This window comes from Synergistales bacterium, from assembly GCA_021736445.1.
In the GTDB taxonomy this organism is placed as follows: Bacteria; Synergistota; Synergistia; order Synergistales; family Aminiphilaceae; genus JAIPGA01.
Genome location: JAIPGA010000033.1, coordinates 1 through 23,516, shown reverse-complemented (window position 1 = coordinate 23,516; position 23,516 = coordinate 1). Strand labels below are relative to the sequence as shown.

The following is a 23,516-nucleotide window of genomic DNA, read 5'->3' as shown; positions in this document are numbered from 1 at the left end:
CTCCCGGGAGAGGTTGAGCACCACCACCTGATCCTTCCCGGGGTCGGCCACCCCCCGGATCAGCTCCGACACGGCCACCGACCCCTGCCGGCTCTCGTCGAAGAGGGCGGTGACCTGCCGCCAGACCCGGTAGGTCTCCTCCCGCTTCTCCTCGTCCTCCCAGAAGTCCAGGGCCCGCTGGATGTTGCGGGAGATGGCCTCCTCGGCCACATAGATCCGTTTCACGAAATCCTCCTCCCGGACGATCTCGAAGACCCGCTCGAAGGCCTCCCGGGAGGCCAGCGACGGCAGGGTCCGGCGCTCCCGCCGGAGGATGGCCGTCAGATGCTCCGCCGCAAGGGCGCGCTTCTCGCCCTTGCCGTAGCCCAGCCAGCGGAAGAGCACCCCCTGGCCGATGACATCCTGGAAGAGCTCCCAGGTATCCAGCACCAGGCTCCGCAGCGGCACCACCCGCAGCCGCTTGCCCGTCTGCTGCTCGATGATATCCCGCCAGGGCAGGGCGAAGCCCTCGTGGGCCGAGCGGGTGCCCCCGGCGTCGCGGCTGAACTCCCCCTGGGGGTCCAGCACGAAGAGAGAGGTCCCCTGGTGGCGGGCGAAACCCAGCATCACCATCTTGGCCAGCACCGACTTGCCCGCGCCGGTCTTGCCGAAGATCCCCAGGTGGTAGGTATCCCCGGCGCCGCCCTCGCCCTTCTGGAAGTGGCGGATCCAGGTGGGCAGCATGGGCGCGCCCCCCGGCGCACCGCCCCAGGCGTGGCCGAGGAAGAAGAGATCGTCGGCGTTGCGGGCCAGCAGGCGTTCCAGCATGCTGTCGCTCACCATGAAGACCTCCGTCCCCGAGGGGGGCACCGTGCCCAGAATGGAGGGAACGATGTGGCAGCGACCGCCTTCGACCTCGCAGCGGAAGGTGGCCGTCACGGTGATGTCCGCCTGGTAGAGATCGTCCGCCGCGCCCCCGGGGAGGACGCCGCCGTGGCTGCCGGCGGAGCGCACCGCCCCGATAGAGCGGAAGTCGTTTTCCATCCGCACCCGGGTCACCTGCCCCACGGCGATGGCCGGGGCGTCGTCCTGGCTGAAGGGCACGGCGATCCAGCGGCCCACCAGGCTGGACGCGGCCGCATCGGCGGCGATATCCACCACCACCTCGTCGGTGCTCCCCGGCGCGCCCACCACGCCCACCCGCACCGCCTCGGCCGGGATGAGCTGCTCCGCCGCGTCGGCGCCCTTCCGGCGCTCCCGGCCGTCGGGGAAGGGATAGTCCTCCGGCGGGGTGTCGCCCAGCGCCGGGCCTGTGTCGGGGCCGTCGCCGGCCCACTTGAGGGGGTCGAAATCCTGCATGCCCTCACCTCCCGACAGGTAGGATAGGCACGCGACAGCAGCCTGTCCAGGGGTCGCGCCCCCGGACTCCGCAGAAACCTTTGCACGCACAGGCGGTCCGGCCGCTCCCCCGCCCGCGCCACCGGTTTCGTATGCTACACTGAGCGCGGCAGAACGCGTGTGCCCTGCACACGAAAACCGCGAGAGGGGGTTTCTAAAGTGGATGTACTGTGTATCGCCCGGGAGGAGATCGAATCGCTGGGCATCACCATGAAGGATGTCATGGGGGCCGTGGAGACGGGCTTCGCCCTCAACGGCCAGGGGGAATCGGAGATGCCGCCCAAGATCGGCGTGCACACCCGGAAGGACTGCTTCCTCCACGCCATGCCCTGCTGGGTCAGCGGCAACGTGGACGCCGCCGGACTCAAGTGGGTGGGGGGCTATCCGCCCAACCAGGCCAAGGGACTGCCCTACATCACCGGCCTGATGTGCCTCAACGACCCCGAGACAGGCTTCCCCGTCTCGGTGATGGACGCCAACTGGATCACCGCCGAGCGCACCGGCGCCGCCTCGGGGGTCTGCGCCAAGCACCTGGCCGATCCCCTCTCCACCACCGTGGCGATGATCGGGCTGGGCGTCCAGGGACGGACCAACCTGCGGGCCATGAAGGAGGCCCTCCCCAAGCTCTCCCGGGTGCAGATGTTTGACATCTACGAGAGCCAGGTGCAGCGCTTCCACAGCGAGATGGCAGACAGCCTGCCCGACGCGGAGTTCATCGCCTGCCCGGACCTGGAGAGCACCGTCAAGGACGCCGACGTGGTGATCACCTGCACGCCCATCGTGGCCGACCCCGAGCGGCCCATCAAGCGCTCCTGGATGAAAGACGACGTCCTGGCCATCTCCGTGGACTACGACGCCGCCTACGAAGCCTCCGTGATGACCGACGGGACCTTCGTCTGCGACAACCGGGGCCAGTACCTCTGGACCCAGGAGCAGGGCGTCTACTTCCAGAAGGGCTACCCCGCGGAAGCGCGGATCTACGGCGACATGGGCGACGTCTGCGCCGGCAACGTGGAGCCGGTGCGAAGCGGCCTCCGCGGCGCCGTCCTCATGGGCATCGCCAGCCACGACGTGATGACCGCCCGGCTGATCTACCGCAAGGCCAGGGAGCAGGAGGCCGGCACCTGGATCGGCTTCTAGCGCCGACCCGGCCCGACACCGAGAGGGGTGACGCAATGGAATTTTTCTGGATTCTGTTTCTGATCCTGATGTTCCAGCCCGTGATAAAGCAGAAGATGCTCAACGCCCAGCGGCAGCGGACAATCCGCAAGATCGAGCGCGAACACGGCTCGCGGGTGGTGCTGCTGGTGCACCGCCAGGAGACCATGGGCCTGCTGGGGCTGCCCATGTTCCGCTACATCGACGTGAACGACTCCGAGGAGGTCCTCCGGGCCATCCACATGACCGACCCGGAGACGCCGCTGGAGATCGTCCTCCACACGCCCGGCGGCCTGGTGCTGGCCTCGCTGCAGATCGCCCGGGCCATCCACATGCACGAGGGCAAGGTGACCGTCTACGTGCCCCACTACGCCATGTCCGGCGGCACGCTGATCGCCCTGGCCGCCGACGAGATCGTCATGTGCGAGAACGCCGTCCTCGGCCCGGTGGATCCGCAGATCGGCCAGTGGCCGGCGGCCTCCATCCGGAAGGTGCTCCACGAGAAGCCCATCGACAAGATCGACGACGAGACGCTGATCCTGGCCGACCAGTCCGAGAAGGCCATCAGCCAGATCCACGCCTCCGTCCTGGAGCTGCTGGCCGACAAGATGGGCTACGAGAAAGCCGAGAAGCTCGCTGAACTGCTGGCCGAAGGCACCTGGACCCACGACCACCCCATCACCTTCGACGACGCCGAGAAGTGGGGCCTGCCGGTCTCCAAGCGGATCCCCGAAGCCTTCGTGGAGCTCCTCTGCTACTACCCCCAGCCGGTGCGACGCAGCTCGCCGGTGGAATACACCCCGGAGCCGCGCCGGACGAAGCCCAGGACCCTCAAATAGACCGCCATTCCGTAACAAAGAGCGCAGAGCCGGGGGCGTCGCCCCCGGCTCTGTGGTATTCGTGTCCCCGTTCCTGATTCCCCCAAGGATGGCCTACCTCCCCGGCCTCAATCTCAGGAAAGATTCTTTGATAACAGGCTCGAAATGGACAACAGACAACCCCGCCAGCACAATCAGGCTGCCCAGGAATTGGTACAGCGTCATCACCTCGCCGAGGATCAGTTTTGCGAGGAAGAGGCTGGTCACCGGCACGAGCAGGGAGAATGGGGCGACCTTCCCGGTGGGGTACCTCGCCAGAAGGCCGCTCCAGCGGGAGGAACCAAAGAGCGTCCCCAGGTACGCCAGATAGAGTATCGCAAACACCGAAACCACCGTGAGACCGCTGGTCACGCTCACGATGGTCCGCGTTTCCTCCATCAGAAAGGCCAGCCCAAGCAACGGCAGCGGAGGGACCAGACTCGACCAGACAATCAGCCTCACGATGTCTAACCTCTCCCCTCTGGCGCGGACATGCATCGAGGCGGACCTCACGACGATATTCGAAAGACCCCAGAAGGCCGCTGCAGCCAGCGTCAGAGAGAGTGCGCCCAGGGGCACGGCGAGCACCCCCTCGGGGCTCTTCGCGCCGCCGATACAGAACAGCCCCCACACAGCTATCGCAAGACCCAGCAGCTGCACCATCCTCAACCTCTCTGCCAGGAAGAACACGGCGAAGAAGGCGGTGAAAAACGCCTGCGATTGCAGGATGATCGACGCGAGCCCGGCGGGCATGCCGATCGTCATGGCGTAAAAGAGACAGGAGAACTGGCCGAACCCAATGGTCAGACCGTAGGCAATCGTGTACCGCCACTCCAGCCGGGGTGGTTTCACGAACAGGACGGCGGGAAAGGCCGTCGCGATGTACCGTAACGCCGCCAGCAGCATCGGCGGGACATCGTGGAGCCCCAGCTTGATGACAACAAAATTGCCGCCCCATATCACCGAAACAAGAAAAACCAGCGCAAGATCTTTTTTATTCATCTGTGCCTCCATTGCCCAACTGCCACGGGTCCACCACGACGCACACCCCTTCCTGGAGAACCGCCGTTCAGCGCTTAATCGATACTCACGCCGTTGACAGTCACCCTGAGCCCGGGATTTTCCGCCGCAACAACTCCTGCTTTTTCCTTCATGTACTCCTCGCCGGGCGCCCTGAGGTCTTTCAATGCATAGGTCCGGCCCAGTTTCGGGTATGTCCCCACGCCCAGCCGGTGGTAGGTGAGCAGCTCGAAGCCATCAAGGTGCCTGAGCGTTCCGATGAATGCGGAGGTTTCCTCCAGGTCCGCCCGGGAGTCGTTCAGCCCGGGTATGAGAGGCATCCTGATGACAAAGTCGAAATCGGCGGCCTGCCTGTCAGCCTTCTCTATATTTTCCTTTATTCGCCCGTTCCCCACGCCGGTCAGCCTCCGATGCTCTTCAGAGCGGGGATGTTTGAAGTCCACGTACAGCAAATCCAGGTAGGGCAACACCTTTTCGACATCCTCCCAGGAATTGTAGAAACAGCTCTCCAGGGCGGTATGTATGCCTCTCTCCCGGCATCCTTTCAGAATTTGCCGTGCAAATGCAGGCTGGACCAGGGGCTCGCCCCCGCTGATCGTCACGCCGCCGCCGGAATGGAAGTAGAACACCTCATCCTTCTCTACCTCATGCATGAGCTCACTGACAGCCATCCTTTTCCCATAGGCTTCCAGCGCCCCTTCGGGACAGCTCTCGACACATGCAAAACAGCCTGTGCAGGCCGTGCGGTCGATAACGATGCCGTCTTCACCGAACGACAGGACCCCTTCAGGGCAGGCCTGCAGGCACTCCCCGCAAAGGGTGCATTTTTCACGGGAGTAGCCGATTTCCGGCTTGCTGCTCTGCGATTCCGGCGTTGCACACCACATGCAGCGCAAGGGACAGCCCTTCAGAAAGACGACCGTCCTCAACCCGGACCCGTCATGGATGGAGCTTTTTTCAATCCGAAGAACAGTGCCCTCCTGTTCTCCACGGGATAATGTAGCGCTATTGTTCACAAAGCAACGCTCCTTTTCACGTGTTGCGCGGCGGAACACCCGCTCCGCCGCGCAACCTCCCGGTTTGTCTTCTCAACGTTATGTGGAATGCACCGTTCGGGCTATAATCTCGTCCTGCACGTCCTTCCCGAGTTCCACAAAGAACGCCGTATACCCGGCGACCCGCACGAGAAGCCCCTTGTACTGTTCCGGATGCTTCTGCGCCTCGATAAGCCTGGCCTGGTCGACCACGTTGAACTGGACATGGTAGACGCCGAGACTACAGAGGCTCTTGAGCATCGCCATCAGCTGGTTCTTGCCTCTGTCGGTCTGGACCATTTCAGGATCGATCCTCATATTGAGGAGGGTCCCCTGCACAAACCTGTCGTGGGGAATCTGAGCCACCGACTTGAGAACAGCGCTGGGCCCTTCCAGATCCGTCCCTGCGTTGGGGCTGATCCCGTCCGCCAGGGGTTTCCAGGCGCGGCGGCCCGACGGCAGGGCGCCGACTTCAAGGCCAAAGGGGGTATTCCCGGAGACAGGCAGGATCCCGGGCGTCATCGTTCCGAACTTGCTGCTGTAGTCCTCGATCTCGTCTGCGATATACGCAAAGAGGTCGGCAGCAAGATCATCGACCCTGGAGTCGTCGTTGCCGTATTTGGGGGCGTCCCGGCAGAGTTTGCAGACCCTCTCGTAGCCCTCGAAATCCGCCTGCAGCGCTTCCAGGAGTTCAGCCATGGTCAGCTGTTCCGTCTCGTAGACCAGGTGCCGTATGGCGGCGGCGCTATTGATCAGGTCCGCCACACCGATGCAGATGATCCCGTTCCCGGTGTTGTACTTCGCTCCACCCCAGGCGTAATCGCCGGCGTTCTCGATGCACTCCTCGAAACTCAGCGAGAGCGCAGGCACGGGCCTGTGCATGCAGATCTCGTCGATAATGTGGCTGGCCTTGACAACCACCTTGATAACGTGGTGCAGCTGCTCTTTCAGTGCCTTTTCGAAGTCCTTCCATTCCCTGAAGCGGCTGGGGTCGCCGGTCTCGAAGCCGGCTTTCTCGCCCGACTTCCTGCAGGTCCCGTTGAGGAGGACATACTCCATCACGCTGCCGAGGTTGATGTCCGCCAGCGCCGAATAGGCCCGCAGCTTCCCGGCAAGGTTTGTCTCCACGCAGCCTGCGGGGTTCCAGTCCAGCGCTTCGCGGAGCGGGATGCCCTTGTTCATGAGCATCCGGATGCCCACCTCGTCGTTGTGGAAGGCGGGAAACCCTGTCCCAAGGCTGATGAGGTCCACGATCTTCCGGAGGAACTGGTTCGGGTTTTTGGCCATGTTGTACCTGACAGAGAGCGACGGCTGGTACAGCTGCATATCCATGGTCGCCTGGAGGATCATGTAGGAGAGGTCGTTCACCGCATCCCGGCCTTTTGTATCGATACCGCCGGCGCAGAGGTTCTGGAACATGGGATAGCCTGAGGAATACTCGGCCGATTTCGCATCCTGGAAGAGGCACTGCTCGGAGAACTTCACCCAGAGGCAGTTCAGGAGCTCCTGGGCTTCTTCCGGTGAAAGACGCCCTTCTTCGATGTCCTTTTGGTAGAAGGGATACATGTACTGGTCGAATCTCCCGGGGTTGTAGGCCGCGGCGTTCTGCTCCATGAAGATGAAGATCTGGTAGAAGTAGAAGGACTGCAGGGCCTCCCGGAAGCTGCGGGCGGGTTTGCCCGGAACCTGCCGGCAGATCCTTGCGATGTCGCGGAGCTCCTCCTTCCGCGTTGCATCGGTTTCGTTCTGCATTTGCCGTTCCGCTTCGGCGGCGTACCGTTCGCTGAGGATCACCATGCCCTCTGCCACGATAAGCAGCGAGTCAAGATAGATCTCCTGTTCGTACTCACCGGGACGGGTCGCGTCAAGCCGTTCCCTGCGCTCCCGGATCTTCTCGACGACCCCCTCGACGCCGTTGTTGATAAACCACTCGTAGCCGGCGGTCACCTCTCCCCAGCCGCGCACGGCCTTCTTGTCGATATAGAGGGCGCCGCTGTCCCGAAGGGCGGCCACATCGGAGGGGATCCGCGCCAGCCATTCCTCGTAGTTGGACCGCCCTTTCCAGAATGGCCGGATGACCTCCTCGAACATCTTTCTGTCCTCGGAACGAAGGTTGAACTTGTCGTAGGGGCGCGTGTTGATCGTGTCCAGCTCATTGTCGAGCACGGACCAGCAGACATCCGCCGAGAGGATGCCGCCGCGGAGCTTGCTCCCTGCATTACCGACGATGAGCTCATCGTCCCATATCCTGACCGTCTTTTCGCTGCACTGCCTCCTGAACGCCTTGGCCTTCCTGATAACCAGGGGTTCGCCTTCGGTCTCCATGAAGCTTTCGGTCAGTATCCTGGCGTTTTCCAGGTCGATCTCCGGATAGGTCGAAAAAACCCTCTCCTTCAGCCGATCCGCACGGCTGGTTCCATGGGTTGTTGGCTGGGGCACACTCATAGGTAACACCTCCACATTCCTAACAGATTTCTTCGTACTCGGTACGGGCTATGATCTCGTCCTGGGTATTCCGGTTCAGGTCAGTGAAATAGGCGCTGTAGCCGGCAACCCGCACGATCAGCCCGCGGTAGGCCGAGGGGTTTTCCCGGGCCTTGCGCAGCTCCTCCGATGAAATGACGTTGAACTGAATATGATGGCCCCCCAGATCGCAGAAGGTGCGGATATAGTCTGCAAAACGCCCCAATGCCCCCGAACCCTTCAGCAGACTGGGCGAAAACTTCTGATTGTAGAGCACTCCCTGCAGAACCTCGGCATGATCAATCTTGGTCAGCGATCTCGCCGCAGCGGTCGGTCCCAACCTGTCCCGCCCCTGCACCGGCGAGGCTCCGTCCGAGAAGGCGAACCCCTTCCGCCTGCCGTCGGGGGTGGCCCCGGTCACCTCCCCGAAATAGACGTGGGCGGAGACGGAATGCAGCTCCGGGATGAAGTACCCGCCCCGCATCCCCCTGTGCCGCGTCACCTCCCGGCAGAAGACATGCGCGATGTCACGCGCGATGAAATCCACGCCGTCATCGTCGTTCCCGAACTTCGGCGCCTTCCCGCACAGTTCGAGAACCCCGTCGTAGCCGTCGAAATCATTTCTCAGGGCCTCCAGCAGCTCCCGGGGTGTCACCGACCGCTCCTCGAAGCAGAGCTGCCGGACCGCCGCCATGGCGTCTGCGGCGGAGGCCAGACCGGCGCCGAAGATGCCCGAGAAGTTGTATCTGGCGCCACCTTCCTGGCGGGTCAGGCCCGTTTCGATGCAGTCATCGAGAACACTGGACATGAACGGCTCCGGAGCGTAGATGGCGTGGGCGCCGTCGATATAGTTGTAGGTATCGACGATGAGCTGGACGGAATAGGCGACCTGCTGTTCAAAGGCTTCCATGAGCTCCTCAAAGGTGGAGAATTCCTCGAGCTTCCCCGTTTCGGGGCCGATCCGGCTCCCCCGTTCCAGGTCAACCCCGTTGTCGAGCGCCAGAAGGAAGCACTTCGGGAAGCTGACATAGCCCGAATGGGCCCTGGAGTCGGTCATGCCCTCGATATCGGTCTCCACACAGTTGGTGCAGTAGTTGCGGGCCTCCTCCAGGGTGGCGCCGCGTATCAGGTGCTTGGGCACGATGCTGTTATCGTTCATGATGGCCGGGTATCCCAGGCCCTCGCGGATGGTTTCGCAGACCTTCTGCATCATATCCGGATCAACCTTGTTGTGGTACCGGAACCCGATGGAGGGCTGCGACACCCTGGCGACGGACGCCGCGCCGAGCATCAGTTTGGACAGCTCGTTCGTGGCGTCCTCCCCCCGCTCATTCTGCCCCCCCACAGTCACGTTCTGGAAAAGCGGGAAGCCGGCGAAGGTGCGGGTGGTGACGGAATCCATGAGCTTGATGATGGCGGTGCACTTCACCCAGAGCGAAGAAAGCCAGTACAGCGCCTCCTCTTCCGTGAGGCGTCCCTCCCGGAGATCCTTTTCGTAGTAGGGATACATGTACTGGTCAAACCGCCCCAGGAGAATGGCGTGGGGGTCCGACTCGATGTGGAGCACCGTATAGACGAGCCATACCGACTGGAGGGCCTCCTTGAAGCCTTCGGCGGGATGTTCCGGCACCCTCCGGAGGTTTTCGGCGATCTCCGCAAGCTCTCTCCTGCGCCCCGGGTCATCTGTCTCCCTGGCTTGCGAGGTTGCGAGATCGGCATAGCGGTGGGCAAAGTCGATGACGGCCTCGCAGGAGATTCTGGCCGCCTCCCAGAATGTCTGCTTCTTGATATCCTCGACACCTTCGGGAACAAAGGTATCCTGCTTCTCCTCGATATCCTCGATGATGCCGCGAAGCCCCTTTGTGATCACCTTCCGGTACTGTATGGAGATGTTGCCAAGCGCCGTCCCAGCACCGCCTATGGTGATCGCCCCGTGGTCGAGGGCTGCCTGGGTTTCCGGGGAGATATGCCCGCCTACCACCGCGTCCAGAGAGCTCTCCTGCCACTTGGAAAGGCATTCCCGCAGGCTCTCCTTGTTTTCGTCGGAAAGGCCGATGGGGTCGCCGTCGCGGTGGGCCACACTGTCCAGCTCGGCCATCACCCACCGCGCCCCAAGTTCCGGACAGACAATGGGCGAGCGGGGCTGCGGCGAGGGATGCCCCACAAAGACCTCGTCGGGGTCGATGTACAGCGTCATCCGCGAAAGCACCTTCTGCAACGCATAGGCTCTCTGCAGAAGGGCCGGCTGGGCCGGGTTCTCCTCGTAGGCTTCGGTCACCAGCAGAGCCCGCTCGGGCAATAGCTCGGGGACATTATCCAGTATCATCCGGCTTCTCATCCGGTGTATGCGCTCAACCGTCTCCGGATAGATCTCCTTACAGGACTCTCGCACGTCTACTCATCTCCTTCCGTAAAAACGTTCACGGAATATTCCGAAAGAATATCCGCGGCATCCGCCACGTCTTCCTTGGTAGGCGGCTTTGTATCCGGCAGCAGATAGGTCATCCCCAGTCCCTCGTAGCGCCCAACCCCCATGCGGTGGTAGGGAAGCAATTCCAGCTGCACGCCCGGACGGCGGCTCTCGAGAAAACGTCCGAGCGCCCGGAGATTGTCCTCGCTGTCATTACACCCGGGAATGTAGGGCAGCCGCACCAGCAAAGCCTTGTCGCCTGCAAGCAACCTGGCGGCATTTTCAAGGATGATGTCATTGTCCAGCCCGGTCAGCTCTTTGTGCCGCGCAGGGTCCATCTCCTTCATGTCAAATTGCACGTAATCTACATACTGCACCACATCGTCAAGCAGCTTCGACCCGCAGAAAAGACACGTCTCAATGGCTGTATGGACATTTCTGACTTTGCACAACGCAAGAAACTCTTGTGCAAACTGAGGCTGGGCGAGCGGCTCGCCCCCCGAAAGGGTGACCCCGCCTCCCGAACGCCTCCAGAAGGGGTAGTCCCGCATCACCTCTTCGAGAAGCGCCTCCGGAGCGACCCACCTGCCTATCCGCTCTGTTTTTCCATCTTTCACAATGTACTCGGGAGCAGGCGTCTGCGACTCCGGATTGCTGCACCAGAGGCATCTGCCTGGGCATCCCTTGAAAAAAACGGTGGTTCGGATTCCCGGGCCATCGTGGATAGCGTATCGGGCAATGTTGAAAATGAGCCCTTCCTGCATGAGCTCCTCCTTTCGCAGAACAGCCAATACCTCAACACAGAGCGTTTTATCAATCCATCAGCAATCCGCCGTTGACATTCAACGTCTCGCCGGTGATATACCTGGCCTTTTCGGAGACAAGGAATTCCACGGCGTCGGCAATCTCCGCCGGTTCGGCCAACCTCCCGAAGGGGATCCTTCTGGCCCCCTCTTTCCACCGATCCCCCTCAAGGATCTTGGGCGTCGCCACCCATCCGGGAGCGATGGCGTTCACATTGATGGCATAGGGAGCCATCTCCGCAGCCAGCGACCGCGTGAGGCTGATCATCGCCGCCTTGGCCGCCGAGTACACCGCGTTCTCGGTCCCGGGGGTTTTCCCGTCTATGGAGGAGATATTGACGATCCAGCCCCGCTTCTTTTCGATCATGTCGGGCAACGTCTCCTGACACATCCAGAAGCAGGACTTGAGGCAGACATCCATCACCCGGTCCCACTCATCGTCGCTGATCGAAAGAAAGGGACCGCTCGGGTAGATCCCAAGATTATTGACCACCACATCCACAGGGCCGCTCCGTTCACGGGCCGTTCCCACCATCGAGGCGACACCCTCTCTCGTGGAGAGGTCGCCGCAGAGCGCGTCCACCGGGCTCCCCTTCTGTTCGGCCTCCAGGGAGAGTGCCGACGCACTCTCCCTTGTAAGAGAGACAGCCGTCACGGCACATCCCCTGGACAGCGCCGTGGCTATGGCTTTCCCGATCCCACTTCCCGCACCTGTAACAATGACATGTCGCAGATTTGTGCCCATGCTCCAAACACCTCCCGGAAAAGAGACAGACCTGAGGGTCAGCCGCACCAGCAAAACAGGTTCCACAGATCTCGAGAAATCTGGACTTACCAAGGTCTGACCAGAAGCAACAAAAAAGACCTTTTTTATTGTACCACAACCCGCGGCTCGGTCAGAAAGCCGACGCCCTCCCAGCTTCCGAAGCGGACAACAGGGCACCTTCGGCGCGTATCCAGACGGGGCGGGCTTCCCCCTCTCCAAACCGGGGAAGAGAGGGGCACGGCCCTCTACAAAGAAGCGCGTACAGACCGGGACGCCTTCTCCCGCCCGACAGAGCCAGGCACTCCCTCCAGGCAACCGATATCCCCACTTCCCCAATGCAGGCAGACCTTTCAATGTCCCGCTCCGTCCACCCCACTCCCGGCGTACAGGAAGGGGAACCCACGGCGGTCATTCCAGGCCTTTCATGACGCAAAGGTCATGGGGAATCCGGAGATCAGCCATGGCGGGTCAGTACCCCACCGTCTCCTTCTGTTTATCGATGATATCCTGATAGCCCTTTTTGGTCTCCAGGAGGTGCGTCTTCATCCATTCGGCGGCTCTTTCCGGATCCTGTTCTTCGATTGCACCAAGAATATTCCTGTGGTGCTCGATCACCCGCTTCCCCCAATCGGCACTCCGTGTAAGGCTCTCGTGCAACATCTCGTTGTTTTTTTCCATGAGGGAGCTCAAGCCTTCATAGATCCTGCTCAGGATATCGTTATGCGCAGCTTCGATGATGAGGCTATGAAAGATGTACTCGTGGTGTGCGGACATTCGCACGCTTCTACTATCATCCAGTCTTGTCCTGGAAAGGTCATTGAAACAGGCGCGCAGTCTCTCCAGCTGCTCCCCGGTTCGCCGTTTTGCCGCCATTTCACAGGCCTGGACATCGATAATGATTCGAGCCTCTATGTACTGCGGCACAAACTGGTCTGACCAGTAGGGCATGATCTGCAGGGATTCCGTAACGCCCTGGATATTGGGCCCCCTCACGAAGATGCCCAGACGTTCCTTGCTTTCCACCGCTCCCAGGGTCTCCAGGGCAACGATGGCTTCACGAAGGAGGATGCGGCTGACACCAAGGGTTTGCGCCAGGGTTCTCTCCGAAGGCAATTTGCCGTTTTCCACGAGCTCCCCGGTTTTGATCTTGCTGAGCATCTCCTTTACCAGTTCATTCCTTTTCCCCAATTCAAACCTCTCCATATATAAGACATTTCCCGGTATCCTACACCCTTCGCGCCGCAGTATAAAGACAGCGTTCCGGCAGGGGCTTCAGGGTGTGGCGGCTCGCCTGCCGGACACCGCAGACCCCTGAACGCCCCTTATCTCAGTCCAAAGACCTCATTGGGAAGCCAGAGAACAATCTGGGGGAACAGCATCAGCAATATCAGGACAGCAAGCTGGATAAGGATAAACGGCCAGACGGCCCGGTAGAGATCGGCGGTCCGCACCTCCGGCGGCGCCACGCCCTTCATGTAAAACAGACAGTACCCAAAGGGAGGCGTCAGATAACCGATCTGCATATTTACCATGAAGAGCACGCCGAACCATACGGGATCGAAACCCATCGTAGCAAGAATGGGGGCGTAGATCGGTATGGTTAAAGACATCATGGTGATCTCCTCGGTTATGCACCCCAGTATGATGTACGTCAACTGCATTAACAGGACCATCACAAGAGGCGGAACGGTGAGGTTGATAAACAGATCCGTGATCAGCTGGGCTGCCCCTACCGTGACAAAGATGGTCGCAAACATCTTGGCGCCGAAGATGATCCACATGACCATGCAGGCGATACGGAACGTCCTGTAACAGGTTTCCTGGAGCAGAGCCCATGTAAGCTGCCTCCGGAATGCGACACAGAGTATCGCCACGGCGGCACCGATCGCCGCTGCCTCCGATGGTGAAGCGGCACCGATAAGGATGGTACCCAGAATGGAGATAATCAGGAGAAAGGGCGCAACCAGCCCCTTCGTGAGCGACAGTTTCTGCCGCAGGGTCAACCTCTCCTCCTGAGGAATGGGAGGACCTAGCTCCGGATTGAGACGTGTTCTGATATTTATATAAACCATATAACTAATTGTGAGCAACAGTCCGGGAATCAGTCCGCCGGCGAAGAGCTTCCCGATCGATACCCTCGCCAGCATCCCATAGACGATAAAGGAGACGCTCGGGGGAATGAGAATCGCCAGGACCCCGCCGGCCATAATCGCCCCGGTGCCGATCTTCTTGTCGTAGCCAAGCCGCAGCATGAGAGGCAGAGCAATGATGCCCATGGTGACCACTCCCGCCGTTGATACACCTGAAAAGGCGGCGATCAGCGTGCAGGCCACCACGGAAGCCATCGCCAGAGAGCCGTGTACGCCGGCCATCCACTGCCGGATACACTCGAACATGTCTTCTGCTATGCCAGATTTTTCAAATATACATGCAATAAATATAAACATTGGCAATGCTATCAGGCTTATGGATAGCATTCCATGGTAGACCTGGCTTGGAACAAACGAAAGTATATCGAATCCGGCATAGATGAACCCGGCGACCACGGCACTGCTCCCAAGCGTGAAGGCCATAGGGAAGCCAAGGAACAGTCCGGCGAACAGCATGACAAGCAGCATGACAAGATATACGGGTGCAGTCAGTTCCATCCTTCAGGCCTCCCCGTGAAGAGCTCGTTTGAGGCTTCGACCAAACTGGGGTATCCCCTGCATGATCATCAGAAAGGCAGCAATCGGTATACATGTTTTTACGGGATAGACCGGAGAGCGAAGGAACGAGACGGTTGTTTCCCCCACGCTGATCGATGTTGCGGCCATCTTGAACCCTTCGACAAATATGATACCCATTAAAATAAAGAAAAACGGAAACGTAATAACGTCGAAAATGGCCTGAACACGTGGAGAAAATTGTGCGTATAAGACATCCGACTTGATGTGATCTCGATGCAAGAGCACAAACCCACCGCCGAGGACGGCGTACATCCCAAATATATGTGCCGAAATCTCATGGACCCAGATAGTGGGCGAGTCAAACATGTATCTCATAATGACCTCGTAGCACAGCATGGCAATCATCGCCAAAATCAAAAGACTGAAGATCTTGCCGATTTTTTCATTGATAATGTCAATCCATTTGAAAAGACCTCGCACCAGATGTCCCTCCTTGAGGAGGGGACACCTCCGGCGGAGATGTCCCCAGGGTTATCGTCAAAAGGAAACCTCTCTGTCGCAGAATTCCGCAACCGTGAGGCGTGTTCGGGACACCCTGTGGGCAGGATCGCCACGGAGTGTCCCTTCTCTCGTCCTAGTTTTCGAACATCTGCCCGGCCAACGCGGGCTTCCATTCCTTGATGAATTCTTCGACGATCTCTGTGGCCTCGGTGCTCGGCTCATCCTTCGCATACTCGGGCAGGAAGGATGCGACCGTCTCTTTCCACTTCAGCACGTCTTCCTGGGACCATTCGTTGATCTTGACCCCGTGCTCTTCTTCCGCCTTCGCCCATGCCTGGCTGTTCTGGGCTTTTCCTTCGTACTGCGCATAGGCGTTTCCGGCTGCGACAGCTGCCTCGACGACAGCCTTCAGGTCATCGGGAAGCTCTCTCCACACATCCCCATTGACAATGAAGTAATCCACGTTGACAGCGCCCATCAACGGCTTGCGGAGCCAGTAGGGGGCCACCTCGTGGAAGCCCATGGCGATACCGTCTGCCGGGCCGCTGTAGGTGCAGGCGTCGATGACGCCTGTCGAGAGGTTCGTGTAGATCTCTTCGCCGGGAGACCAGGTGACGGCAGCGCCCAGGGCCCCAAGGCCGTTCGCCACGGCGACATCGCCGCAACGGAATTTCATCCCCTTGATATCATCAATGCCTTTGATCGGCTCAGTGGAATTGGCGATCATATCGAGGACATAGTACATCGGGCCCACAACGTGGATATCACCATAATCGGCCATTTCTTTGCGGAACAGTTCCAGTATCCTGCCATCATTCTGTTTCTCCACATACTGGCGCAGCTCCCATGTATCCTCCAGCAGGAAGAGCGGGTTGACCACCAGCGACAGCAGGGGCATCTTCCCGGAGAAGTAATCGGGATAGATCGCCATTGCGGGCGTTGATCCCCTTGCCACCGAATCAAGCTGCTCCTGCACGGCACATATCATCCCCGGAGCTGTCGGGGTAACCTTGATCCTTCCGCCGGAAGCCTCTGTGATGTAGTCAGCAACGTAATTCAGCCGTTCCCAGACCACACCGCTCGGTTGCCAGGTTGAGGGCTGCCAGCGCCACGTTTTCTCACCGGATTGCGCAGCCTCGGCATCCATCGGCAGACAGGCACCCAAAAACAGAGCAATCACCAGAACCGATACGCCAATACCCAGAAATCTCAGCACGTTCTTTGACATGAAACAAACCTCCCTACTTCTCTACAAGAATTTTCAATCTCCCGCATGTTCCCCTCGACACCGAGCGCATGGAACGCCTCCAGAATAATCCTGAATATAGCCCCACCTCCTTTGGCAAAAGAGAAGCAAGATATGCAATTTACTGTGCTTGATTTTATTTTCCGGTAGAATTACCAGGCTTGTGACGGCAGGTCCTGCACTGTGACAGGGCATCGGCGCCGCGGCGGAGAATGGGAAGCGTCGACTCCCGGTTGCATTGGATGAAAAGGACGTGAGCGCTAAGGTGAGAAGCGGCCTCTGGTAAGACCAAGGTCTGATCAGATTTTGGTTGCTCGCATTATACCACGGCTTTGAGGAAAAAAACCACTCCCCCGGCAGTGGAACAGTGATGACGCAACCCCTTTCTCAGCTGAAGGAGCGCTTCATTGGGTACCACAGTAGGAGGGGGATGGTCTGTTGCAGGCAGTTCGGCAGGGTCGTCACAAATGGAGCAGATGGGCACAGACTGTGCCGCCTTCCCCCAGCCGGTGCGCCGCAGCTCGCCGGTGGAATACACCCCGGAACCGCGCCTGACGAAGCCCAGGACCCTCAGCTAAAACACCGGTCTGTGACGAACGTTACAGAGCCGGGGGCGTCGCCCCCGGCTCTGCGCTGTGTCCCTCTATCGGCTGCGCTTCCGGTCAACGCTTCCGGCGGAAGCGGTGCGGTCGGTCGCCTGTCAGGGCTGACCGGCGGCGCGGATAGACTGCAGGATGCCCCGCAGGATCGGGCCGTAGGCCGGTCTGTCGGCGGTGCCGAAGCCTGTGTAGCAGGCCCTGCCGTCGCCGGCGCTGCCCGGCGGGAGGAGGGCGTTGAGGATGTAGAAGCGGCTCCCGGGGCGGTACCCCGCCACACAGTCCGCCTGGTGCCCGGCGATGGAGAGGGTGCCCTCGCGGCGGTCATCCAGCGCCTGGGTGGCCTTCCCGGCGCGGAAGTTCCGGTAGGCCTCGCTCTTTTCGGCCAGCGTGGTGAGAAAGAGCGCCGCGGCGGGCTGTCCGGCATGCCGCTCTGCGGTGCGGACCATCAGGGTCGCCTCGCCGCCCAGGACGCTGCGCTCCGTCAGCCAGCCCTCGGGGACAACCAGGGAGAGATCGCCGTAGACAACCCGCCGGCCCTGGGGCTCCACGGCTGCGGGCGTCTCCTGCGGCTCGGGCATCCGGGCGGGCGTGGCGTCCATAGGTGTGGGGGCCGGCGGCTGCGCTGTCGGCGTGGGACTCGGTGGTGTCGTCGGTGTCGGCATCGCTGTGGCCGGCGTGGGAACCGCCGCGGGTGTCGGTGCCGCTGTGGCCGTCGGTGCAGATGTCGTCGGCACAACCTTCTGCTGCGCCTCGGGGATGGTCTGGTACACCTTCTGCATCAGTGTCTCCAGACGGCTGATCCGGTCTGCCGTGTCGCCGGGGAGGTCGGGGTAGACCGCCAGGGCCTGCCGGTAGGCCGCGAGCGCCTCGGCGTGACGGCCGCTCTGTTCCAGTTGGCGCGCCCGGCGGGAGTGCTCCTCGGCACGGACCCTGCGCTCCACCTTGGCGGCGAAGTCGCGGTACCTCTGCGGCAGCTCCGGCGCGGTCTCCAGGGCCTTGCGGTAGAACGCCAGCGCCTCGGCGAAGCGCTTCTGCCGGTAGACGCCGTTGCCTTCCTCCCAGTAGTGGCGGGCCCGCTCCAGAGGCGGCATGGTCTGCAGGCGGTGGGCCTCCCAGGCCGCTTCGCGGACCTGGCGGATCAGCTCGTCGATGCGCCCCAGTTTCTCTCGCACGTCCGCACTGGGAAAGCGCTCCAGACTGGCCAGATAGTGCTGCCGCGCGCCTTCGGCGTCACCCTCCTCGATGCAGACATCGCCCTTGGCCGCCTCCTGCCTGGCCTCGCGCTTCCGCTGGGCCCTCAGGAGATCGGCCTGACTGGGTGTCGGCGTTGCCGTGGGCGTCGGGACCGGCGTCGGCGTAGGCGCAGGTGTCGGTGTCGGCGTGGGTACCTGTGTCGCGGTGGGGACAGGTACTGGCGTCGCGGTTGGTACCGGGGTTGGCGTCGGCACAGGGGTAGCTGTGGGGACAGGAGCAGGCGTCGGGGTTGGCGGTACGGGGGTAGGTGTGGGCACCGGTGTCGGCGTTGCGGTAGGTACCGGTGTCGGGGTAGCCGTTGGTATTGGCGTTGCGGTGGGAACAGCCGTCGGTGTCGGCGTAGGTACCGGGGTCGGCGTCGGTGTTGCGGTTGGCACTGGCGTCGCGGTGGGGACAGGTACTGGCGTCGCCGTAGGCGCTGGAGTTGGTGTAGCCGTGGGCGCAGGCGTCGGTGTCGGCGTCGCCGACGGCGGCCGGTCGCCGGGGGGCTGGAGGATTGCCCCGCCGGATGTGGCCCCCTCCGCAGTCGACACGCCTCCCCCACAGCCCGGCAGACCGGTGCCCGCCATCCAGAGACAGCAGACCACCGCAATCGCGACCCAGCAATGCACCCATCGATCCATCCCGCTCCACCCCTTTCCCTTTCTTCGTCGGTCCAACGCGGGGCTGGCCGCCGCGTTGTCCCACAGCCCCTTTCGCTTTAGCTGTATAATATGACCACGGAAGGGGATTGGCAAGAGGCGGCCGGTCCGGAAAGGGGATCTCCACTCCGGACCGGCTGCGGCCTTCCGCCGGATCCACCGGCGGGCTGTGGCGTTCCTCTCCCGGCGGCGGGGTCAGGGCACGCGGGACACCGCGCCAGAGGGGCGGCAGGCGGCGCCGGCCCCGCGCACGGAGAGATCCGCAGCCACGGCGGGCCTCACTCCACCGCGGGGCAGATCCGCCGCCAGGGGCAGATGGCGCAGTGCTCCCGGTTCGGCTCGAAGGGACCCTGGGCGGCGGCGAGCCCCACCTCCCGCAGGAGCTCCGGCATCCCCTCCAGCGCACCGGGGAGGTCCAGGGCCTCCAGCCCGCCTGAGCGGAGGAAGCAGAGCGCCGCCTCCGCCGCGTCGCTGCCGCCGCTCTCCCCGGGCTCCCGCTCGCCGCCGATCTGTGCGGCGAAGGCGTAGAAGCGCAGCTGCTCCCGGTTGAGCAGGCTCTGGGCGGGGCCGCCGGGGGAGGCGGTCTTGAAGTCGAGCACGTGGGCCCCCGCCTCGTCGCGCCAGAAGAGATCCATGTAGCCCTCCATCCGGGGCGCTCCCTCCAGCGGGATGCGGAAGGGCATCTCCCGGCGCAGCCGCTGCGGCCCGGCCGCACGCAGCCTCCGGCCCAGATCCGAGGCCGCCAGGCTGTGCAGCCACTCCCGGATGGTGGCGGCCTCGCCGCGCCAGATGGGGCGGTACTCCTCGGGCAGCCGGTCGGCCAGATCGGGCCTCCCGAAGAGCCTCTCGATGCTCTCCGCGCTGTAGTCCCACACCGATCCGGCGTACTCCCCCAGCCGCCGGGAGAGCAGCAGGTGCACCAGATCACCCAGCCGGGCGCCGCCGGGCTCGCGCATCACCGTGTCGGGCCACTCCCAGTCCAGGGTGAGGTGCCGGCGGTAGCGCAGCCGGTAGGCCAGGGGGCAGAACCGGAAGAGGGCGAAGGCGGTGGCGCTGATCCACTCCAGCGGCGAGGCCACCGGCGCGGCGGCCACCTCCGGCGCCCGGGGCTCCGCCGCCGGCCCGGCCTCCGCGGCGGGGGGCATCCCCTCGGGCGCGTCAGGGCCCCGCATCACCAGGTCGTCGAGCTCCCAATCCGTCTGCTCGAACCAGGGCAGCAGCATCTCCAGATAGCTCCCCTGCTGGGCTTTGCACTCACCGTCCTTGTTCTCCTTCGCCGTCCCCGCCAGGACAAGGTGCTCCTTCGCCCTGGTGCAGGCCACGTAGAAGAGGCGCTGCTGCTCCTCCAGCTCGGCGGTCTGCTCCAGAGCCTTCTCCAGCCTGTTGAGGTCTGGGGGCTCCTTCCCTCCGGCGAACCCCGGGAGCTTCGACGGGAGGGGACCGAAGCGGCGGGAGACCTCCGGGGCCCCGCTGTTGCCGCCCCCTTTGCTCTGCTCCAGACCGAAGAGACAGACCACGGGGTACTCCAGCCCCTTGGCGGCGTGGATGGTCATCACCTTCACGGCGTCCTCGTCGCCGCCCAGGCTCTCGGCCTCCTCGGCGCGGCTCCCTCTGGTCCCCACCTGGCGGGCCATGTAGTCCGCCGCATCCTGCAGGGAGGGCGAGACGCTGCGCTCGAACTCCCGCAGCTGGTCCACGCAGAGCCGGAGGTTGGCCGCGGCCCGCCGCCGCGCCCCCGGGGCGAGATGCAGCAGCGGCGTGCCGTCGTCGAGCAGCCCGGCGACCACGGCGGCGGCCCCCTCCAGATGGGCCTTCCGCTCCAGGCCATCCAGCCAGGCGGCCGTATCGGGATGGCCGGCACGGAGCAGGTTCCACAGTGTGGGGGGATCGCCGTCCTCTCCCGCCTCGGCCCGGGCCCGCAGGAGTGTCCTGGTCTCGGGGAGGGGGAGGGGCGAGAAGATCGACGACAGCGCGGCGCCCAGGGCGCGGCTGTCCCCTCTGTCGGCCAGGGCCTGGAGGAGCGCCGCCACGTCGGCCACCTCCTCGCGCCGGAAGTAGCCGACATTGGCCGAAAAGGCCACAGGCAGCCCCATCTCCCGCTGGAGCACCGTCTCCAAGGGATCGTAGTAGGTGCGGGTGGGCACCAGCACGGCCATATCCTTCCAGCTGTAGCCGTTGCGGCGGGCCATCTCCAGATGCCTGCCCAGCCGGCGGGCCAGCCGTTCCCGCGCCGCTTCGGCAGCCCCGGCGCCCCCGTCGTCGTCAATCTCCAGGATCCGCACCAGCGGCGGGGGCTCCCGCGTCAGATCCGGCGGCTCGGCGTAGAACCGGCCCTCCAGGAAATCGACCTCGCTCATCCCCGGGGGCACCAGCGGCTCGTAGGGGAGGTCGAGATCCCGCCCCAGGCCTTCCTCCCAGATGAGGCCGAAGATGTCGTTGATCTCCCCCAGCACCCGGGGGGTGCTCCGGAAACTCTCGTTGAGAGCGATGACGGCGGCGTCGCGGCGCTTTTCGGCGCTCTCCACGTAGCTGTCAAAGGCACTGACGTCGGCGTGGCGGAAGCGGTAGATGGACTGCTTGGGATCGCCCACCACGAAGAGCGCCGCCCCGCTGGCCCGGACCAGCTCCTCCACAAAGCGCTGCTGCAGCACATCGGTGTCCTGAAACTCATCCACCAGGACGTACCGGATCCCCCGGGGCGTCCCGCCGCCCCGCAAAGCCTGCAGTGCCCGGGCGATCATGTCGTCGAACTCCACGATCCCCCGGGCGGCCTTGAACCCCTCCCAGGCGCGCCAGAGGAGCGCCGTCAGCCGCGTCAGCGCCAGGCGGGCGGGCCGCGTCTCCCCGTCGCCGCCCTCCCGGGCCAGCCGGACCAGCCCCAGCCGCCAGGCGTCCTTCCCGGCCACGTAGTCGCGGTAGGCTTTGGGGGTTCTGTACAGCTCCAGCTCCTCGAACTGCTTCGCGAGGCGCTTCCAGACCGCCGCCTGCCCGCTGCACCGCTTCAGACAGGCCACCAGATCCTCGAAGAACGCGAAGGGCCTCTCCCCCTGGCCGTCGGTTTCGCCCTTCCAGCGTTCGGCCAGCTCCGTCAGCGCCTCCGTGGTGCCATTGGTCTGGCGGGACGACGCGATCTGCTCCTCCGCAAAGGGAAGGAAGGCCAGGGTCCAGAGGAACATCAGATTTTTCAAAAAGGGCCGCTCGGTCTCCAGGATCCCCTGGAGGGCCCCATCCTCCCACCGCGCCAGAGCCCCGCCGTCGGCGGGGAGATCGTCGGGCGTCAGGCCGTCGCTCCCGTAGAGGGAGACGGCATCCGCAGCCATTTCGGCGAGCTGCTCCGCCTTGTACCGTTCCAGGAGAGGGCGGAGGGTCTCCCCCCCGAGCAGGTCGTCCAGGGCCTCCCGCTCCCCGCCGGAGAGGAAGAAGCGCAGTCCCCCGGCGGAGCGGGCCAGCAGCGCCTCCTCGGCCATCCCCCGGAAGAGCCGCTCCTCCCCGGCGGTGGGCGGCCGCGACCGGGGATCGATCCCCAGCTCCACGGCGGAGCGCCGCAGCAGCTCCAGGCCGAAGGAGTGGATGGTGCCCAGAAAGCTGTCCTGCAGCCGGCCGCGGGCGCTGCCGATCCGTTCCGCCACATCGTCCAGCCCCGCTTCTGCTGCGGTCTGCCGCCACGCGGAGAGGGTGTCGCCGATACGGGATTCCATCTCGGCAGCGGCCTTCTCGGTGAAGGTGAGCGTCACGATCTCCTGCGGCACGGCCTTCCCCGCGGCCACCAGCCAGCTGTAGCGCCAGGCCAGCGTCCTGGTCTTGCCGGTGCCCGCCCCGGCCTCGGTGACGATCAGGGGCTCGTCGGCGGTCACCGCCCGGAGCTGGGCCGGACGGGCATCCTTCAGAAAGAGCGATTCCATGGTGTCGGTCATGATGCACCCTCCTCCGGCGCTTCGTCGCGGCGACAGAGCGCCCTGAAGCCGCAGGCAGCGCAGCTGTCGGACTTCCGGTTCAGGCTGTAGCGGCCTGCCCTGAGGTCCGCGGCCATCTCCTCCAGTTTCTCCCTGGCCGAGTCCAGTTTCTGCTCCAGGGGAGTGTTGCCCTTCCGGGGCCGTTTCAGCAGTTTGTGGGCCTCGCCGGCGAAGACGCCCTTCACCCCGCCGTCGCTGTGGCAGATATAGGCGTAGCCCGCCACCGGCCACCCCGCCTCCTGCAGCGCCAGGGCGTAGACGGCCCCCTGGAGGGCCTGGCCGTACCGCGAGGTGGAACCGCGCTTGTAGTCCAGGATCAGCAGGCTTCCGTCGTCGAGGCGCTCCACCCGGTCGCAGCGGCCCACCAGCCGCAGACCGCCCGCCGCAAGGGGCGGCACCCGCCACTCCCGGTACTGCCCGGCCCGCCTGCTGCCAAGAAGATCCTCCCATGCCTGCTGCTCTTCCGCCAGGTCGCGCACCTGGCGGCGCAGCTGCAGCTCCCGGCCGGGGAAACGCTCCCGCAGCGCCGGATAGACCGACGCCACCGTCTCGCCCCAGAGCTCCCCGGCCAGGGCCGTCAGACGCGGCGGCTCCTCCGCTTTCAGGTAGCGCTCCCAGACCCGCTCCCAGAGGGCGTGGAGCAGGTTGCCCTCCATGGCGGGATCGGGCCGGTCGGCGGGGGCGGGATCGTCCAGGTCGAGCACCCGCATGCAGGCGAAACGGAAGGGGCAGTCCTCCCAGATATCGAGATCGCCGGCATGGATG

The 23,516-nt window shown here is 63.4% G+C and carries 17 protein-coding genes; 2 read left to right on the top strand and 15 right to left on the bottom strand.

Annotated features, from left to right (window positions below; translation table 11 throughout):
- The coding region (locus K9L28_06610; protein MCF7935991.1) for a DUF87 domain-containing protein at positions 1 to 1,338 on the bottom strand (1,338 nt) is incomplete at its 3' end.
- 198 nt (positions 1,339 to 1,536) lie between these two features.
- Here K9L28_06610 and K9L28_06605 point away from each other — a divergent pair.
- Entirely contained in the window at positions 1,537 to 2,517 is a 981-nt protein-coding gene (locus K9L28_06605; GenBank protein MCF7935990.1) for an ornithine cyclodeaminase family protein, read from the top strand.
- Between the two features lie 35 nt (positions 2,518 to 2,552).
- Positions 2,553 to 3,374 carry an ATP-dependent Clp protease proteolytic subunit gene (locus K9L28_06600; GenBank protein MCF7935989.1) on the top strand — a complete coding sequence of 274 codons (822 nt, stop codon included), beginning with the start codon at positions 2,553 to 2,555 and terminating at the stop codon, positions 3,372 to 3,374.
- A gap of 93 nt (positions 3,375 to 3,467) precedes the next feature.
- On the opposite strand, the gene K9L28_06595 is transcribed toward K9L28_06600, so the two are convergent.
- The 14 genes from K9L28_06595 to K9L28_06530 form a co-directional block, all read right to left on the bottom strand.
- Positions 3,468 to 4,394, bottom strand: a complete 927-nt coding sequence (locus K9L28_06595) for an EamA family transporter (GenBank protein ID MCF7935988.1) — start codon at positions 4,392 to 4,394, stop codon at positions 3,468 to 3,470.
- A gap of 74 nt (positions 4,395 to 4,468) precedes the next feature.
- Entirely contained in the window at positions 4,469 to 5,341 is an 873-nt protein-coding gene (locus K9L28_06590; GenBank protein ID MCF7935987.1) for a glycyl-radical enzyme activating protein, read from the bottom strand.
- Positions 5,342 to 5,506: 165 nt separating this feature from the next.
- Positions 5,507 to 7,891, bottom strand: coding sequence for a formate C-acetyltransferase/glycerol dehydratase family glycyl radical enzyme (locus K9L28_06585; protein ID MCF7935986.1), 2,385 nt, complete (start codon positions 7,889 to 7,891; stop codon positions 5,507 to 5,509).
- A 19-nt stretch (positions 7,892 to 7,910) separates the two neighbouring features.
- Complete coding sequence (locus K9L28_06580; protein MCF7935985.1) at positions 7,911 to 10,235, bottom strand: formate C-acetyltransferase/glycerol dehydratase family glycyl radical enzyme; 2,325 nt, start codon at positions 10,233 to 10,235, stop codon at positions 7,911 to 7,913.
- Positions 10,236 to 10,303: 68 nt separating this feature from the next.
- Entirely contained in the window at positions 10,304 to 10,873 is a 570-nt protein-coding gene (locus K9L28_06575; protein MCF7935984.1) for a glycyl-radical enzyme activating protein, read from the bottom strand.
- Between the two features lie 259 nt (positions 10,874 to 11,132).
- The gene (locus K9L28_06570; protein MCF7935983.1) at positions 11,133 to 11,867 is read right to left on the bottom strand and encodes an SDR family oxidoreductase; all 735 of its coding nucleotides are present in this window, start codon (positions 11,865 to 11,867) and stop codon (positions 11,133 to 11,135) included.
- A gap of 489 nt (positions 11,868 to 12,356) precedes the next feature.
- Positions 12,357 to 13,046 (bottom strand): FCD domain-containing protein, encoded by a 690-nt coding sequence (locus tag K9L28_06565; protein MCF7935982.1) that lies wholly within the window; start codon positions 13,044 to 13,046, stop codon positions 12,357 to 12,359.
- 164 nt (positions 13,047 to 13,210) lie between these two features.
- Positions 13,211 to 14,536: a TRAP transporter large permease subunit gene (locus K9L28_06560; protein MCF7935981.1), complete on the bottom strand. Its 1,326-nt coding sequence runs from the start codon at positions 14,534 to 14,536 to the stop codon at positions 13,211 to 13,213.
- Between the two features lie 3 nt (positions 14,537 to 14,539).
- On the bottom strand, positions 14,540 to 15,037 hold the full coding sequence (locus K9L28_06555; GenBank protein ID MCF7935980.1) for a TRAP transporter small permease subunit: 498 nt from the start codon (positions 15,035 to 15,037) through the stop codon (positions 14,540 to 14,542).
- 154 nt (positions 15,038 to 15,191) lie between these two features.
- Entirely contained in the window at positions 15,192 to 16,286 is a 1,095-nt protein-coding gene (gene dctP, locus K9L28_06550) for a TRAP transporter substrate-binding protein DctP (GenBank protein ID MCF7935979.1), read from the bottom strand.
- A 718-nt stretch (positions 16,287 to 17,004) separates the two neighbouring features.
- Entirely contained in the window at positions 17,005 to 18,075 is a 1,071-nt protein-coding gene (locus K9L28_06545) for a tetratricopeptide repeat protein (GenBank protein ID MCF7935978.1), read from the bottom strand.
- A gap of 58 nt (positions 18,076 to 18,133) precedes the next feature.
- Complete coding sequence (locus K9L28_06540; protein ID MCF7935977.1) at positions 18,134 to 18,772, bottom strand: hypothetical protein; 639 nt, start codon at positions 18,770 to 18,772, stop codon at positions 18,134 to 18,136.
- Positions 18,773 to 19,076: 304 nt separating this feature from the next.
- The gene (locus tag K9L28_06535; GenBank protein MCF7935976.1) at positions 19,077 to 22,712 is read right to left on the bottom strand and encodes a UvrD-helicase domain-containing protein; all 3,636 of its coding nucleotides are present in this window, start codon (positions 22,710 to 22,712) and stop codon (positions 19,077 to 19,079) included.
- On the bottom strand, positions 22,709 to 23,516 hold an 808-nt coding region (locus K9L28_06530), incomplete at its 5' end, for a PD-(D/E)XK nuclease family protein (protein ID MCF7935975.1). The genes K9L28_06530 and K9L28_06535, both read right to left, overlap by 4 nt.